Source organism: Shewanella sp. TC10, from assembly GCF_009663145.1.
GTDB lineage: Bacteria > Pseudomonadota > Gammaproteobacteria > Enterobacterales > Shewanellaceae > Shewanella.
Genome location: NZ_VKHR01000040.1, coordinates 1 through 14,389 on the forward strand (window position 1 = coordinate 1; position 14,389 = coordinate 14,389).

Here is a 14,389-nt window from a genome sequence, read left to right on the forward strand (position 1 = left end):
TAGCAGTGACAACATGGCAACTGGAATGATAAATCTATCATCAAGCCACCAAGTATAGATTGGAGCGAGCATCGCAGTCAGTATTGCTGCTAGTGACGAGTAACGAGTAAGAAGAACAAAAACAATCCATGTAGCGATGAGACATAGGGCTAAATCGCCTCCAATCGGCGCCATTGCACCAAAAGCTGTAGCAACCCCTTTACCGCCTTGGAAATTAAAGAAGATAGGAAATATATGACCTAAACAAGCCGCAATGGCAATTAAACCGAGTGATACGGCATCTTGACCTAAAAGGTAGCTGCAATAACTTGGCGCAGCACCTTTTAACATATCAAAAAATAGTACTAATGCAGCCGAGCTGGCCCCACCAATTCTGAGCACATTGGTTGCCCCTGGGTTTCCTGAGCCTTCCGTACGCGGATCGGGCAACCCTCGTAATTTACATACAAGAATGGCACTTGAAATCGAACCGGCTAAGTAGGCGGTTATAATCATCAAAATTGTGATTGTAACGGCGCTCAAATTGGTTTCCTTACTCGTCTTAGGGTATTATCGCCCATTAATTATTTTCAGTTGAAATTAATGGCAATTACAAGGTTAATAAGCACTTTTAAATCGACAGATGTTCCTAAGTGCAGCCGCTATCCTACTGCTTAAATTGCTCAGGAAAAAGGCTAAAACTATAATAACTGCTATTTGATGTCATTTTCAGCCCTTTAAGCTGAAATATTTATGATAAGACGTGTAAAGCGTGGAGTTCACATGGATAAAGTTGTAATTCGCGAGCTAAAAGTTGAAACGGTAATCGGTATTTATGAATGGGAAAAGAAAATTCATCAAACCTTATTTATCGATCTTGATATGGCTTGGGATAATAAACCCGCAGCCGCGTCTGATGATTATCAATATGCACTTTGCTATGAGACTGTTTCGAATAAACTCACAGCACTTATCACTGAAAAGCCAATAGAACTCATTGAGACCGTAGCTGAAATGGTTGCTCAATATGTTATGGATGAATTTAATGTTCTGTGGGTTAAGGTCGCTGTTATGAAGCCGGGTGCGATACCGACAGCTAAATCTGTTGGGGTTGTCATTGAACGTGGCCATATCTAAATCACATTTAATTGACAGCTTTTATGCTGCAATTAATCAACTATTCATATTTGCTCTGTATATTATTGGATGAGTTAATGGCACGAATTTATATCAGCTTGGGAACCAACATTGAGCCTGTTGAGCATATGCAATCAGGTTTGGTGGATTTGCATCAACATTTTGGCAAACTGACTTTATCAAGAATGTTTGAAAGTGAAGCGGTAGGTTTTCAAGGAACAAATTTCTTAAATATGGTTGCTGCAGCAGATACTGATATGAGTATTGAAAATGTTGTTGCCACATTTAAGCGAATTGAGAAACAAAATGGACGTATTCGAGGCGAGAAGAAATTTAGTCCTCGAAGTTTAGATATAGATTTACTGCTTTATGATGATGAGGTTTGCCATCAGCCTATTGAGTTACCTCGTGGGGAGATCCTATATAATGCGTTTGTATTATGGCCTCTTGCTGAGATAGCGCCTAAGCTGGCACACCCTATTACTTTGCAATCGTATCAACACCTATGGGAGAAATATGATAAATCGAGTCAGAATATTTGGCCGATTGAATTTGAATTTCCTCCATCAGTGTCGACAGAAAATAGCTAAATTTTATAAGTGACTTACTCACTAACCTCTATTAAAGATACCTTGTTATCACACTAGCGGATGACCCTTGCCATTCGCTATTTATGTAGTTAAATCATAATTTTTAAAGGAACATCATGGAAACGCTTCAGGTCATTTTCTTGGCTCTTATTCAAGGGTTAACTGAGTTTTTACCTATCTCAAGTTCAGCGCATTTAATTTTACCTTCACAAATCTTGGGATGGGAAGATCAAGGTTTAGCCTTTGATGTTGCGGTTCATATTGGTTCACTGTTAGCTGTGATTATTTATTTTAGAACTGAAATTTGGGCGATGTTAAATGCTTGGATTGCCAGTATTTTTAAAGGTGTTCACACCCAAGACAGTAAACTTGCGTGGTGGATTATTCTAGCGACCTTGCCAGCTGTTTTCTTTGGCTTTATGGCAAAAGATTTAATTGAAACCTATTTACGTGGACCTGGCGTTATTGCGATTACCACTGTGATATTTGGTTTAATGCTGTGGGTGGGCGATAAAATGGCTCGCAACGAATTAACTGAGTATCAAACTGGCTGGCGTAAAGCTTTGCTGATTGGTTTTGCACAAGCCTTAGCCATTATTCCTGGTACGTCACGTTCTGGTATCACTATTACTGCGGCGCTGATGCTGGGACTTAACCGAGATGCGGCTGCACGTTTTTCATTTTTAATGTCTATTCCTGTGATTTTAGGCGCTGCAATATTAATGAGTAAAGATGCTTTAGCGGGTGATGTGGCATTCAACTATACTGAAATTTTGCTGGGTATTGCTGTATCATTTGTGGCTGCTTATACCTGTATTTTCTTCTTCTTGAAAATCATTAGTAAGATTGGCATGACGCCATTTGTTCTGTATCGCTTAATGTTAGGTGCAGTATTATGTGGATTTATTTTCCTGTAAAATGGACTGCTTAGTCTGGATATTAAAAACGGGCATTTAGCCCGTTTTTTTATTTTTTTTATTCGGCGTTTCACCTTTATTTTCAGCTAAACATTACCACTTCAAAGGAAGTCTGCTCACTATGAATTCAATCTTGATTTGTCCGACATGCGCATCAAAGTTGCACTTCCATGAATCATCACAAGGTTATTATTGTGATAATAAGCATCATATTGATAAGAACTCGCAAGGTTATTGGTCATTTGTGACTTCGCCTAAGTTTAAAGGTGCGAGTGAGAGTCGTCAGCAGTTACGCTCAAAGCGATTTTTAATGGCATCGGGTATTTTTGACCCTTTAGTCGAGGCGTTATCTGCAGCTTTCAATGATGTAGTAAAAGATAAGACACAGGCTAATCACCTTAATTATCAATGCGCAGACGGTTTCTATTTACGTTCGTTAGAGCAAAATTCAAATAACACGTGTATGACTCATTGGGGCGTTTCAGAGGCTGATAATGCGCTCTTTGCTGCTAGTAAAAATAATACGCCAGCAAATTTGTTATTAAGCCCATTTAAAAAGCTTCCGTTTGCAGATCAATCTATTGATGTGGTGACCTTGTTTGATGCCCAATTGAAAGGTAAAGAGTGTTTAAGAGTCCTTAAAAAGGATGGCGTTTTATTAATGTTAGTTCCAGCGCCAAGACATTTGTGGCAACTAAAGCAAAAGGTGTACGACAATTTAACTGAAAAACCACCGCAATTAAATTTACCAAATGATGTTGAATTAATAGCATCAACATCAATTAAGTTTATCGCTGACGTAACTGGTGAACAGGCAATCACCTTATTAGAAATGAATCATCTCAGCTGGCGGATAAATGACGAACTCAAACATGAAATTAGACAAAAGCCAGTTACCGGCTTGGAGTTTGATTATTTTCTAGTGACTGCGAAACTTAAATAGCTTTTCAATCAAGGGATATATAGGGATATATAAAGGAACTGAGTTAGTTTTTTCGTGACAACTCGAGTTGAGTTTGATGTTGAGTTAAGGCTGTTTTAAATTGAGATGGCCCTGTATTTATGTGAAGGTTTGGCTCTGTTGAGTTAATTCGTTTGCTGTATTTGCGTTGTATTTACTAACTGCTAGATACAATTAAGGCTTGAAATGGTAATAGACATTAGCCTAGTTACTATATTCAAGCCCTAATAATCAACCTATATAAATAAGCTAATTTTCATGTATTCTTACTTTTTGTAAGAAGAAGCCATGTTGTCGATACGGTCGTTAGCGCGAGACGCTTCAGCTTGAGCGTCCATAGCTGCAGCTTTAGTATCTTTAACATCAGCAGCTAGTTTGCTCTGATCAGATTTTAATGAGCTAACTTCAGCAGATAGTTGATCTACTTTGTTACCTAAATTAGCAACACTTTCTTCTAGAGCAGTAGTGTTTGCACAGCCACCTAAAAGAGCAGTCATAGCAACACCAGCAATCATTAGTACTTTCTTGTTCATGGAAAATCCCTTCATTATAGGTTGTAATAAATTGCTGAAGCATATTGCCCAGCAGCGGTTTAATTATGTCACAGCTTTTAGATTTTGCTATACCAAAAACCAATAAATATGACAAAAAACATCGTAAATCTAATAGATTGAAGTATATTTCTTCATAAATTTATCAATATTTCATCAAAGAGGTGTTTATATATTAGTCTGCCGTTTTATCACATTTGTCATCTTTTAGTCTTATTTTGATGAAATAATGCCAAACTCTGATTTGCACCTCAGCTTCAATGCTGATTAATGAATGCTCAGTCTTCTTTTAATGACTGCTTATATATACTTATAGCCTCTACTCTACGGTTTGATAATTGCTGTTTTATTTCAGCCCCTCTAAATCCTTCTGAAATGATTTGCTGCACGTCTATATCTTTGGCGAGTTGGTAACAATGCTTTAAATAATCACTTTGAGGATATTCAGCAGCTTCAAATCCAGTTCTGCCGCGAATGTCAGCATGACAACAAATAAGCAAATCATCTAGACGTTGTGGTTTACGCCAAAAGTCACCTTTATCAAATATTTTGATGATGGTTTCAGCTCTTAGTTCGCGTGCATTGTGAATATTCTGATGTTGGTCGCTGCATAATAAAGCCAGCTCTTTATATTCATTGGGTACTTTAATCCGTTGGCATAACTTTTTAATGACTGATAGCCCTTTTTGTCCATGACCATGATGCTTAGGCCACAGCTCTTTAGGGGTGATGGCCTTACCTAAATCATGCACCGCGGCTGCAAAACGTATGGTTTTCTTATCTGATAGCTGCGCTGCTGACTGGAGTACCAGCATAGTATGGATCCCGCTATCGATTTCAGGGTGCCATTTTTCAGGTTGCGGGACGCCATAAAGGGCATCAATTTCAGGGAAAAGCACTTTTAAAGCTCCACACTTCCGCAACTGCTGAAAAAATACTTCAGGGTGTTTGGTGCTCAATGCTTTCTCTAATTCTTGCCATACGCGCTCTGGGGTTAAATAGTCCAGCTCACCTGATTCACTTATTTGCTTCATAAGCGCAATAGTTTCATCGGCAATATCAAAACCAAGATGAGCAAATCGTGCTGCAAATCTGGCAACTCTGAGTACTCTTAAAGGGTCTTCTACAAACGCATCTGAGACGTGGCGCAGTAATCGCAATTCAAGATCGCGTTGACCATTGTAAGGATCAAAAATAGTGCCAGCATCATCTTGAGCCATCGCGTTAATGGTAAGGTCACGCCTTAATAAGTCTTGCTCTAAGGTTACTTCTTTGTTGGCCTCGCAACTAAAACCACCATAGCCTTGACCGCTTTTTCTCTCTGTTCGAGCTAGCGCATATTCTTGTTGGGTCTTAGGGTGTAAAAATACAGGAAAGTCTCTACCAACTTGGCTAAAGCCTAAATCAAACATTTCTTCGACTGAGCCGCCAACGACCACATAGTCTTTATCTTTTATGGGTAAAGTTAAAAGAGCGTCTCGTACAGCGCCGCCCACCAAATAGATTTTCATAAACGTCTTTACCCTGATTAAATTAACTCATACAGTTTATCATTCGGCATTAATCTAGAATGCCTTGTGTAAACACAGTTTAAATTGTGCATTATTAATGTAAATCTTAGCACGACTAACATTTCTGCTGCTAAATTTTGACAAGCACTACAGCAAGCTATAACTTGAGCCGTCAGTTTTAAATAAGGATTTTTGGCCAGATGTATAAAGCATTTTATGGATTGAATGATAATCCATTTTCAATCGCGCCCAACCCGCATTATTTATTTCTCAGTGACCGTCACCGAGAAGCATTAGCTCATTTAACCTATGGCTTAGGTGAAACGGGCGGCTTTGTACTATTAACTGGTGAGGTCGGTACGGGTAAAACAACTGTATCTCGTTGTTTACTTAAACAATTACCTGATAATACCGATACTGCTTTTATTCTTAACCCTTCTTTAACTGAACAAGAATTACTGGCAACGCTTTGCGATGAGTTAGGTATCCAATATGGCGAGTCACCATCCATTAAACAGCTCACCGATCTTATCAGTCAGTATCTGCTGAAAAACCATCAGAATGATCGCAATACCGTACTTATCATTGATGAAGCTCAGCACCTTCGCCCTGAAGTACTCGAGCAGTTACGATTATTGACCAATTTAGAAACGGACACTAAAAAGTTACTGCAAGTTATTTTGATTGGTCAGCCCGAATTACAGCAATTATTGAAGCGCCAAGAGTTAAGACAATTAGCCCAGCGAATTACCGCGCGTTATCACTTACTTCCGCTGACTGTTGAAGAGATCCAGCTATATGTTCAGCATCGACTTCAAGTTGCTGGTCGTTTCGAGCCCTTATTTACTAAAAAAGCCTGTAAAGCTCTGCATAAATTCAGTGGCGGGATCCCAAGATTAACCAATCTTCTTTGCGAGCGAGCATTAATGGCTGGTTATGGCCAATCTAAAGTGCCGATAGATCATCATATGATTAAGCAGGCTGCCGCAGAAGTATTAGGTGAACTTCCTGTAGAAAGCAGTAATAAGTGGCCACTGACCATTGCTGCGTCACTGGTGATTGCATTTGGTGTTTCTTTGTATTTATTTTTCCCGCAACAAGGTTCAAATCATTCAGCCAATACCGCTTCAGCAACACAGTCATATAATCAAACTCAGACGACTCAAGCCTCTAACACACCACAAAATACCAGTGGTAGTCAGATGATAGTACGTGCTGCAATGTCTCAAAGCCGAAGTATCGATAATGCGTTTGCTGGACTGTTTGCACTTTGGGATAAACAACCCATTATTGGTTTAACTGCATGTCAGGCTGCAAAACAGCAAGGTTTGTTATGTCATCAGCAACAAGGAAACTGGAACAGTATTGCTCGGTTAAACTACCCTGCAGTGGTGTACTTAGAAGATCAACAAGCCAACCAGTTTTATGGCGTCGTCGTTGCTAGAGAAGGGGAGCAGATTTTACTTCAGCTTAGTGAGCAACAGCTTTGGGTGAATAAAGATTGGTTTAATCGTCACTTTAGCGGCACATTCGAGTTGCTATGGAAAGCAACTGGTGATATCCCGAGGGAGATAAGCCGTACTTCTAACCTGTCTCAAATCCAGTGGTTAGAAAATAGCTTAGCTATGATTGGGCAACGCTCAGCAAGATTAGTTAATTCATTTGATAATAATCTAGAGCAAGAGTTGATGTCTTTTCAACGTCAACATGGCCTTAAATCAGATGGGATTGCAGGTAATCAAACCTTAGTGCAGATTAATTTATACCTTAATCAGCAAGGTCCTAGATTGAGTAAACAAGCAGGTCGTAGCTAATGTCGATATTGTTAGATGCGGTAACCAAAGAAAAACAACAGCAAATGGGTGAGTTACCCGATGCTGTTTTAACGCCTAGAGCCAATTATCAAACTGCAGCAAGCCATAATGCTTGGCTTAAATATGTAGTTTTATTCTTGGTTATTTTAGTCGGTATCGCGTCCGCTTGGGGTTTATCTAAGCTAATATCGCCAGCGAGTAGCACGAATGAAACCAGTAAACCTGTTATAACTGCAGTAAATGACTTGGTTAATGGCAGTCATGCTCAAAATACAGCAATGAATGAGACTACAGCGTCTCCAGTTGCAACAGAAGTTCGTATTGCGAATAAAGTGGCATTACCTATTGCAAAGCCTCTTTCGCAGCTCAATAGCTCAACTCAGTTTGTATCGAATCAAACCGCATCAACCAAAGTGCAGCAACCCTCTACAGATGTTGTTTACGATTACCGCTTAAATAATAATCGTGGTGAAGTTACGCCAAGTCCGTCAAAACCAGAGCCAGCTTCACAATCTGCACCAACGACTAGCAAAGTTGTTTCTAGCAATACCAGTTCTGATTCTAATAGCGACCGACAATTAACAGCCGCTGAGTTACAGGCTTTATATGGCGATGATGCGATTATACTTGGAGCGAACTCTAATTATAAAAAACCTTCACAGCTTGATGCTTTACGAATGAAAGTTAGTGCTGCGGCGAGCGATGTAAATTACGAGCAGCAAAGTCAGCAAACGCCTTCGCAAACATCGACTAACTCAAATGCAGACAATTCGAACAATTTGATGGCCGCTTTTGAAGCAGCGCTAAAAGAAGTGGAGTACGAAAGCTCTGCTAATGCCCCTGTAACCGAAGAAAAGTTAGATCCTATCCCTACGCCAAATAAAGATGACATTCCACCTTACGGTCAACTTCCTGCTAGTGTTCAATTACAAGTCCCTGAATTTAATATCCAGGCTCATGTGTATTCTTCAGCAGCTGAGAATCGTTGGCTAAATGTCGACGGTAAAGAGCTTCAAGAAGGTGACAGTATCAAAGGAAGACTTGAGATTATCGAGATTCGACCGCGAGATGTGGTGTTAGAAATTGATGGCTCTCGATTTAAAGTACCAGCGATATAAATCACTGAGTTTTTGATGACTATCTGACAATATAAAAGGCGCTGATAGCGCCTTTTTTATATTCAAATTATGCGCTGCTAAGTTATTCAGTCATTTGATTTATAGATGTACTTAAACTAAAGCTTGAACCAGCCAAATTAGTAATAGCAACCAACTAACAACTAACAACCAATAAAAAAGGACTGGCCTTAGTCAGTCCTTTATCAAGTCTCTAGAGTGCTATCTAAGATAACTAACTTGTGGGTACTTAAAGTGCTTTTAACGCTGCAAATGCTTTATCAGCGGCAGCAAGTGTTAACTCAAGCTCTTCTTCACCGTGAGCCATTGATAAGAAGCCTGCCTCATAAGCGCTTGGCGCTAAGTAAACACCTTCATCAAGCATCAAGTGGTAGAAGTTACGGAAGTGGTCCATGTTGCACTGAGTCACTTGGTCAAAGCTAGTGATTGGATTGGTGTCTTCAGTAAAGAAGAAACCAAACATACCGCCAACTTGGTTAATGCTTAATGGGATCCCGTGCTTATCAGCAGCAGCTTTGAAGCCTTCAGCAATGCGCTTAGTTTTAGCCGTTAGCTCTTCATATAGGCCTGGCTGACATAAAGCGTCCATTTGCGCTAAACCAGCAGTCATGGCAATTGGGTTACCTGATAAAGTACCCGCTTGGTATACAGGACCTGTAGGCGCGATAAATTGCATTACATCTTTACGACCACCAAAAGCACCTACTGGCATACCACCACCGATAACTTTACCTAATGTCGTTAAGTCAGGCTTAACATTGTAATGGCCTTGTGCACCGCTTTTAGAAACACGGAAACCTGTCATCACTTCATCGATGATCATTAGTGCACCGAATTCATCACAGATAGCGCGAAGACCTTCAAGGAAACCTTCTACAGGAGGGATACAGTTCATGTTGCCAGCAACAGGTTCAAGAATGATACAAGAGATAGCTTCTGGGTGCTCTTCGAAGATAGCGCGAACTGAATCAAGGTCGTTATAAACGGCTGTTAATGTATGCTTTGCAAAGTCTTCAGGAATACCTGGAGAGCTTGGTTGACCTAAAGTCAGTGCACCAGAACCTGCTTTAACTAATAAACAGTCAGCATGACCATGGTAACAACCTTCGAACTTTAAGATTTTATCACGGTTAGTGAAACCACGTGCTAAGCGAATTGCACTCATTGTTGCTTCAGTGCCTGAACTTACCATGCGGACTTGTTCAATTGATGGCACCATTTCAATGACTTTTTCAGCCATTTTGACTTCAAGTTCAGTTGGTGCACCAAATGATAAACCGTTCTCAACCGCTTCTAATACCGCTTGACGAATTTGTGGATTATTGTGACCTAAAATCATCGGGCCCCAAGAACCAACATAATCGATATATTTTTTGCCATCAGCATCGTAAATATAAGCACCATCAGCTTTTTCGATGAAAAGTGGTGAACCACCTACACCGTTAAAGGCACGAACTGGTGAGTTTACGCCACCAGGAATGGTTTGTTTTGCTTGTTCAAAAAGCGCTTCTGAGCGGGTCATGTGAAATCCTTCTAAAAAAATCGTTAGCTGACTATCTATCAGCTTTTCGTGAATACCAATTAACAGGGCACTCATGCTGTTGTAGCTCGTTTTCAACACCAAGCGTTAACGCAAAAAGTGCCATCCGAATAAGTAAGCCATTATCAGCCTGCCTGAAAATTGCCAGGCTAGGGTGGCTATTTAAATCATTATCCAATTCATTTGCTGCAGCACGTGAATCCCGAGGCAATGGATGCATAATCACAGTATTAGATTTGCAATGTTGCGTATAAATACTGTGGTTCAACCTAAACTTGCCACGATACTTATCTGCTTCATCTTGTGAAGCAAATCGTTCTTCCTGAATTCGAGTCAGGTAGAGTATATCAGCTTGATGTAAATTACCTTCTAACTGATCAGTTATTGTGATCTTATGACCAGCATTTTCAATGTCACTGATCACATAGTCAGGCATTGCTAGGTCGGTTGGTGATATTAATGTGAATTGAATACCTTTATACATGCACAGTAAACGAGATAAGGAGTGTACTGTTCTACCGTGTTTTAAGTCACCCACCATAGCGATATGCATACCGCTAATATCTTGACCGCGATGGCTTAATTCCTTTTGAATCGTGAACAAATCAAGTAATGCTTGAGTTGGATGTTCGTTTGAACCGTCACCACCGTTGATAACAGGCACACGACTGCCTTCAGAAAACTCTTTGACTGAATATGGGTCAGGGTGACGCATCGCAATGACATCGGAGTATGTCGATAGTACCCGAGCGGTATCGTACAGCGATTCGCCCTTTGATAATGAAGATGACCCCATGCCAACCGTTTCTCTGACGTTGCCGCCAAGTAGGTTAAAAGCACAACCAAAGCTCACTCGAGTACGAGTGCTAGGTTCAAAAAAGAGGTTACCTAAAATCGCACCGTCCAGAACCTTAGTGCGTTTTTCACGTAATGCATAAGGTGTCATGTTGTCGGCGACATTAAAAATGGTGTTAATAGCATCAAGATCCAGTTGATTAACTGAAAGGATGTGAGAACCGCTAAACTGAGTCATCAGCCTGATTTCCAATTATTAGGAGAGTAAATAAGGGCTATTTACCCTGTGATTATGTAGGGTGGCTGAGGCGAGATTTTAACAGAGAGTGACTGAATATTAAATCTCGCTAATGATTATTTCTCGCTTTTTAGACATAACACAGATTAGCGAAATGAGAACAATAGCAAATTCTGCAATAGTGACTGATGTAGCTTCATGAGTTAGCTGTATTTACACCTGTCCGGAACGAATTTCTTGCCACAAGTTTGCCCAGCTAATTACGCCGACAATGTTGTTGGTATTGCCACGGTAAATATACACTTCGCCACGGCGTTTAATTGCCAATAACTCGTATACTTCATTTAAAGTTGCCGTGTCAGGGAATCCTTCCATTAAATGTCGTGACAGAGTTGTTGTCTCTTCAAATGACTGCATTTCAAGGCTAAGCATTTCTATTTGTGATTCGGCATTACGAACAAGCACTGGCCGACCTTCTGCACGTTTCATCACTTCAAGCAGTAAGTCATCATTATCATTAACGATGACAAAGCGTTTATCCATGATGGCGCGAACGCCTTTCTTTTGCAGACCTTGGTTTACATGTGGCACCTTGTAGCCAAGACCCATAATATCTAACTGTTTGAGAAATACAGAGCTGGTATTGAAGCCTTGATATGCGATTAGGAATGCCGGAATAGTGACAAACATTGCAGGCAAAATAATAGCTGCATCATTGGTTAATTCAAGTAATGCAACAAGTGCTGCCAAAGGAGCGCTTAAGCACACGCCCATCATGGCAGTCATGCCAATGACAGTATACAAGCCAACATAAGGAGCAATTGACGGGAAGAACATCGCACTGACTAATGCCAATATGGCACCAATTAGCGCGCCTATTCCATATAAAGGTCCAATTAAGCCACCTGGTATGCCAAAACCAATGGCAGCAATGGTGGCAATAATTTTGCCGATTAATAACGCAAGTAAAAATAGTAAACTTGGGCTTTCTATGATGGTTGCCTGAATGGCTAAATCACCGGAGCCTAGTGCTTGAGGTAAAAACAGGCCCACTAATGTGGTGACACTGGCAGCAATCATCAACCGGTAGATTAACGGCCAGTGCTGACCAATAGCGGTCATTTTAAGCAGTGAATGGTTAAAGCCCGCCGCTGCGCAGCCAAGAACCACACCGCCTATAGCAAGAATAGGATAATGATCTAATGGAATGCGCGTTACTGTAATTAAGTCGTACTCATGAATATTGCCAAATACCAATTGACTGGATAGTGCGCCACAAATGGCAGAGAGCATAATCGGGAAAAAGTAATGAATTTTATATTCGCGAACAATCACTTCAAATACAAATAACACAGCAGCAAGCGGCGCGTTAAAAATTGCTGCAATTCCTGCTGCTATGCCGCTGGCGCACATAATCCGCACACTATTATCTGGAAGCTTAAATTTCTCTGCAAAGTAGCTAGCACTCACAGCGCCAAGATGAATTGCTGGGCCTTCTTTACCAACAGAAAAGTTGGCGATTAAAGCGATTAGTGCTTGAAAAAACTGCCCTGGCGCAGATTGTAGCGGCACTTTGCCATAATGCAGTTTAAATCTGTGCATGACATAGGCGATACCCATACGGCGATAACGTTTGGAGCCGATGCCAGCTACAAGCCAAATAAGTAAGGCGCCGACGATAGGTAAATAGGTGCGCCAGTCACTGACAGCACTGGTAAAGTCGGTCGCTTCTGGAATGGTATGAACTTGCGCCCAACTTAATAAAAGGCGAAATAATATGATGACACTTGAAGCAATAATGGCAAACAGCAGTGCTAATCCACAAAGTTGCACACTTATCTTAGATTGAGAAAGTTTATCTCTCAATTCATTACGAAGATATTTGCGTGTTGCGGCTTTGGTGTGAATAATAGCGGCTTTATTTATCTTAATTTGCACTGTATTGCCTAAGATCCTTTTAAGGGCGGTTTGTTGTCATTGTATTTTATTAAGGGCTTGTTACCAAATGCTAAATTATCATCGCTTGCTTGACCGCATGCAAGTTCAAGAACGCAAATTTCGTTCATCTGGTTTATATCTTTCTGCGTTAATTCTCATCAGCTTTATTGTTGGGGTGCTTAGCCACACTGTTTTTATTTCTGAAGTAGTTGAACCTCAGGACGAAGCCATTGAAATCACTGAGTTAAAAACAGAGCTCAAACGACAATCTCATGTCGTATCACGCCTTGAAATGGTGCTTTCGATTGAGAAAGAAGCGAATGCCAATATGAAACAAATGTTTGGTAAACAAATCCAACAGCAAAAAACACTTGAGCAAGAATTAGCATTCTACCGAAGCCTTGTGTCACCTGAAAAAGAAGTTGATGGTGTGGCAATTCATGGTCTTGAACTATCTAAAGGCTTGTTACCTGATAGTTACCAAATGCGCTTGATATTGACCCAACTACAGAAGCGAAAAAATGGTGTTAAAGGCGTCGCCGACATTGTTTTAGTGGGAGTCCAAGATGAAAAACAAGTTGAAATTTCTCTAAGTGATTTACAAATTGAAAAATTCAATTTCAGTTTTCGGTACTTTCAAATGTTTGATGCTGAAATTAGCTTACCACAAGATTTTGATTTGCAAAGAATTAAGGCCGTGGTTCAAGTAACTGCGACTCGTGGTGCTAAAGGTGGACGTATTGAGCAAACGTTCGAGATCTCAGAGTTACTAGAAAGCTAAAAAAGAACTAAGAGTAATACTTGAACAAATTAGTCAGGTAATAGATAATTCCGACCTGAAACTGAAGTTAGAGGTAGTAATGACTGAACAAACAGATGCAGCAATGCCAATTCAATTTACCGATGCTGCGGCAACTAAAGTGAAGGGACTGTTAGAAGAAGAGCAGAACCCAGAACTAAAACTGCGTGTGTATGTCACAGGTGGTGGTTGTTCAGGTTTTCAATATGGTTTTACTTTCGATGAAAAAGTTAACGAAGGTGATTTCACCATTGAAAAGCAGGGCGTTCAACTGGTTGTTGACCCTATGAGTTTACAATATCTTGTTGGCGGCGAAGTAGATTACACTTCAGGACTTGAAGGTTCTCGCTTCTTTGTTAAGAATCCAAATGCGACAACAACCTGTGGTTGTGGTGCAAGCTTCTCTGTTTAATTTAAATTATTGAATTAAAAAGAGATAATAAAAAAGCCGTCTAATGACGGCTTTTTTGTGTCTAAAGTTTA

At 40.3% G+C, this 14,389-nt stretch carries 14 protein-coding genes; 8 read left to right on the forward strand and 6 right to left on the reverse strand.

Annotated elements, in window-relative coordinates:
* The coding region (gene plsY, locus FNZ24_RS13965; RefSeq protein ID WP_153915294.1) for a glycerol-3-phosphate 1-O-acyltransferase PlsY at positions 1 to 522 on the reverse strand (522 nt) is incomplete at its 3' end.
* A gap of 240 nt (positions 523 to 762) precedes the next feature.
* On the opposite strand from plsY, the gene folB reads away from it, so the two are divergent.
* The 4 genes from folB to FNZ24_RS13985 all read left to right on the forward strand — a co-directional run bounded on the left by folB (position 763) and on the right by FNZ24_RS13985 (position 3,566).
* Positions 763 to 1,116: a dihydroneopterin aldolase gene (folB, locus tag FNZ24_RS13970; protein WP_153915296.1), complete on the forward strand. Its 354-nt coding sequence runs from the start codon at positions 763 to 765 to the stop codon at positions 1,114 to 1,116.
* A gap of 77 nt (positions 1,117 to 1,193) precedes the next feature.
* Positions 1,194 to 1,706: a 2-amino-4-hydroxy-6-hydroxymethyldihydropteridine diphosphokinase gene (gene folK, locus FNZ24_RS13975; RefSeq protein WP_153915298.1), complete on the forward strand. Its 513-nt coding sequence runs from the start codon at positions 1,194 to 1,196 to the stop codon at positions 1,704 to 1,706.
* Between the two features lie 116 nt (positions 1,707 to 1,822).
* Positions 1,823 to 2,623: an undecaprenyl-diphosphate phosphatase gene (locus FNZ24_RS13980; protein WP_153915300.1), complete on the forward strand. Its 801-nt coding sequence runs from the start codon at positions 1,823 to 1,825 to the stop codon at positions 2,621 to 2,623.
* A 121-nt stretch (positions 2,624 to 2,744) separates the two neighbouring features.
* The gene (locus FNZ24_RS13985) at positions 2,745 to 3,566 is read left to right on the forward strand and encodes a methyltransferase domain-containing protein (RefSeq protein ID WP_153915302.1); all 822 of its coding nucleotides are present in this window, start codon (positions 2,745 to 2,747) and stop codon (positions 3,564 to 3,566) included.
* A 284-nt stretch (positions 3,567 to 3,850) separates the two neighbouring features.
* Here FNZ24_RS13985 and FNZ24_RS13990 read toward each other — a convergent pair whose 3' ends face one another.
* Together FNZ24_RS13990 and FNZ24_RS13995 are read right to left on the reverse strand one after the other, a co-directional pair.
* Complete coding sequence (locus FNZ24_RS13990; protein WP_102529730.1) at positions 3,851 to 4,117, reverse strand: Lpp/OprI family alanine-zipper lipoprotein; 267 nt, start codon at positions 4,115 to 4,117, stop codon at positions 3,851 to 3,853.
* A gap of 296 nt (positions 4,118 to 4,413) precedes the next feature.
* A complete protein-coding gene (locus FNZ24_RS13995; RefSeq protein ID WP_153915303.1) occupies positions 4,414 to 5,646 on the reverse strand; it encodes a multifunctional CCA addition/repair protein in 1,233 nt (410 codons plus the stop codon).
* A 200-nt stretch (positions 5,647 to 5,846) separates the two neighbouring features.
* Between FNZ24_RS13995 and FNZ24_RS14000 the strand changes: the two genes are divergently transcribed.
* Both FNZ24_RS14000 and FNZ24_RS14005 read left to right on the forward strand, forming a co-directional pair.
* The gene (locus FNZ24_RS14000; RefSeq protein ID WP_153915305.1) at positions 5,847 to 7,460 is read left to right on the forward strand and encodes an ExeA family protein; all 1,614 of its coding nucleotides are present in this window, start codon (positions 5,847 to 5,849) and stop codon (positions 7,458 to 7,460) included.
* Positions 7,460 to 8,578 carry a general secretion pathway protein GspB gene (locus tag FNZ24_RS14005; RefSeq protein WP_153915308.1) on the forward strand — a complete coding sequence of 373 codons (1,119 nt, stop codon included), beginning with the start codon at positions 7,460 to 7,462 and terminating at the stop codon, positions 8,576 to 8,578. The genes FNZ24_RS14000 and FNZ24_RS14005 overlap by 1 nt, the downstream gene beginning before the upstream one ends.
* Positions 8,579 to 8,825: 247 nt before the next feature.
* Here the strand turns inward: FNZ24_RS14005 and hemL are convergent, their stop codons facing one another.
* From hemL to FNZ24_RS14020, 3 genes are all read right to left on the reverse strand, one after another.
* Positions 8,826 to 10,118, reverse strand: coding sequence for a glutamate-1-semialdehyde 2,1-aminomutase (hemL, locus tag FNZ24_RS14010; RefSeq protein ID WP_153915310.1), 1,293 nt, complete (start codon positions 10,116 to 10,118; stop codon positions 8,826 to 8,828).
* Positions 10,119 to 10,149: 31 nt separating this feature from the next.
* Positions 10,150 to 11,169 (reverse strand): aspartate carbamoyltransferase, encoded by a 1,020-nt coding sequence (locus tag FNZ24_RS14015; protein ID WP_153915312.1) that lies wholly within the window; start codon positions 11,167 to 11,169, stop codon positions 10,150 to 10,152.
* A 213-nt stretch (positions 11,170 to 11,382) separates the two neighbouring features.
* On the reverse strand, positions 11,383 to 13,107 hold the full coding sequence (locus FNZ24_RS14020) for a chloride channel protein (RefSeq protein WP_153915314.1): 1,725 nt from the start codon (positions 13,105 to 13,107) through the stop codon (positions 11,383 to 11,385).
* A 67-nt stretch (positions 13,108 to 13,174) separates the two neighbouring features.
* Here FNZ24_RS14020 and FNZ24_RS14025 point away from each other — a divergent pair, with 67 nt between their 5' ends.
* A complete protein-coding gene (locus FNZ24_RS14025; RefSeq protein ID WP_153915316.1) occupies positions 13,175 to 13,888 on the forward strand; it encodes a DUF6776 family protein in 714 nt (237 codons plus the stop codon).
* Between the two features lie 79 nt (positions 13,889 to 13,967).
* Positions 13,968 to 14,318: an iron-sulfur cluster insertion protein ErpA gene (erpA, locus tag FNZ24_RS14030; protein ID WP_055024237.1), complete on the forward strand. Its 351-nt coding sequence runs from the start codon at positions 13,968 to 13,970 to the stop codon at positions 14,316 to 14,318.
* The last annotated feature ends 71 nt before the right edge of the window (positions 14,319 to 14,389 follow it).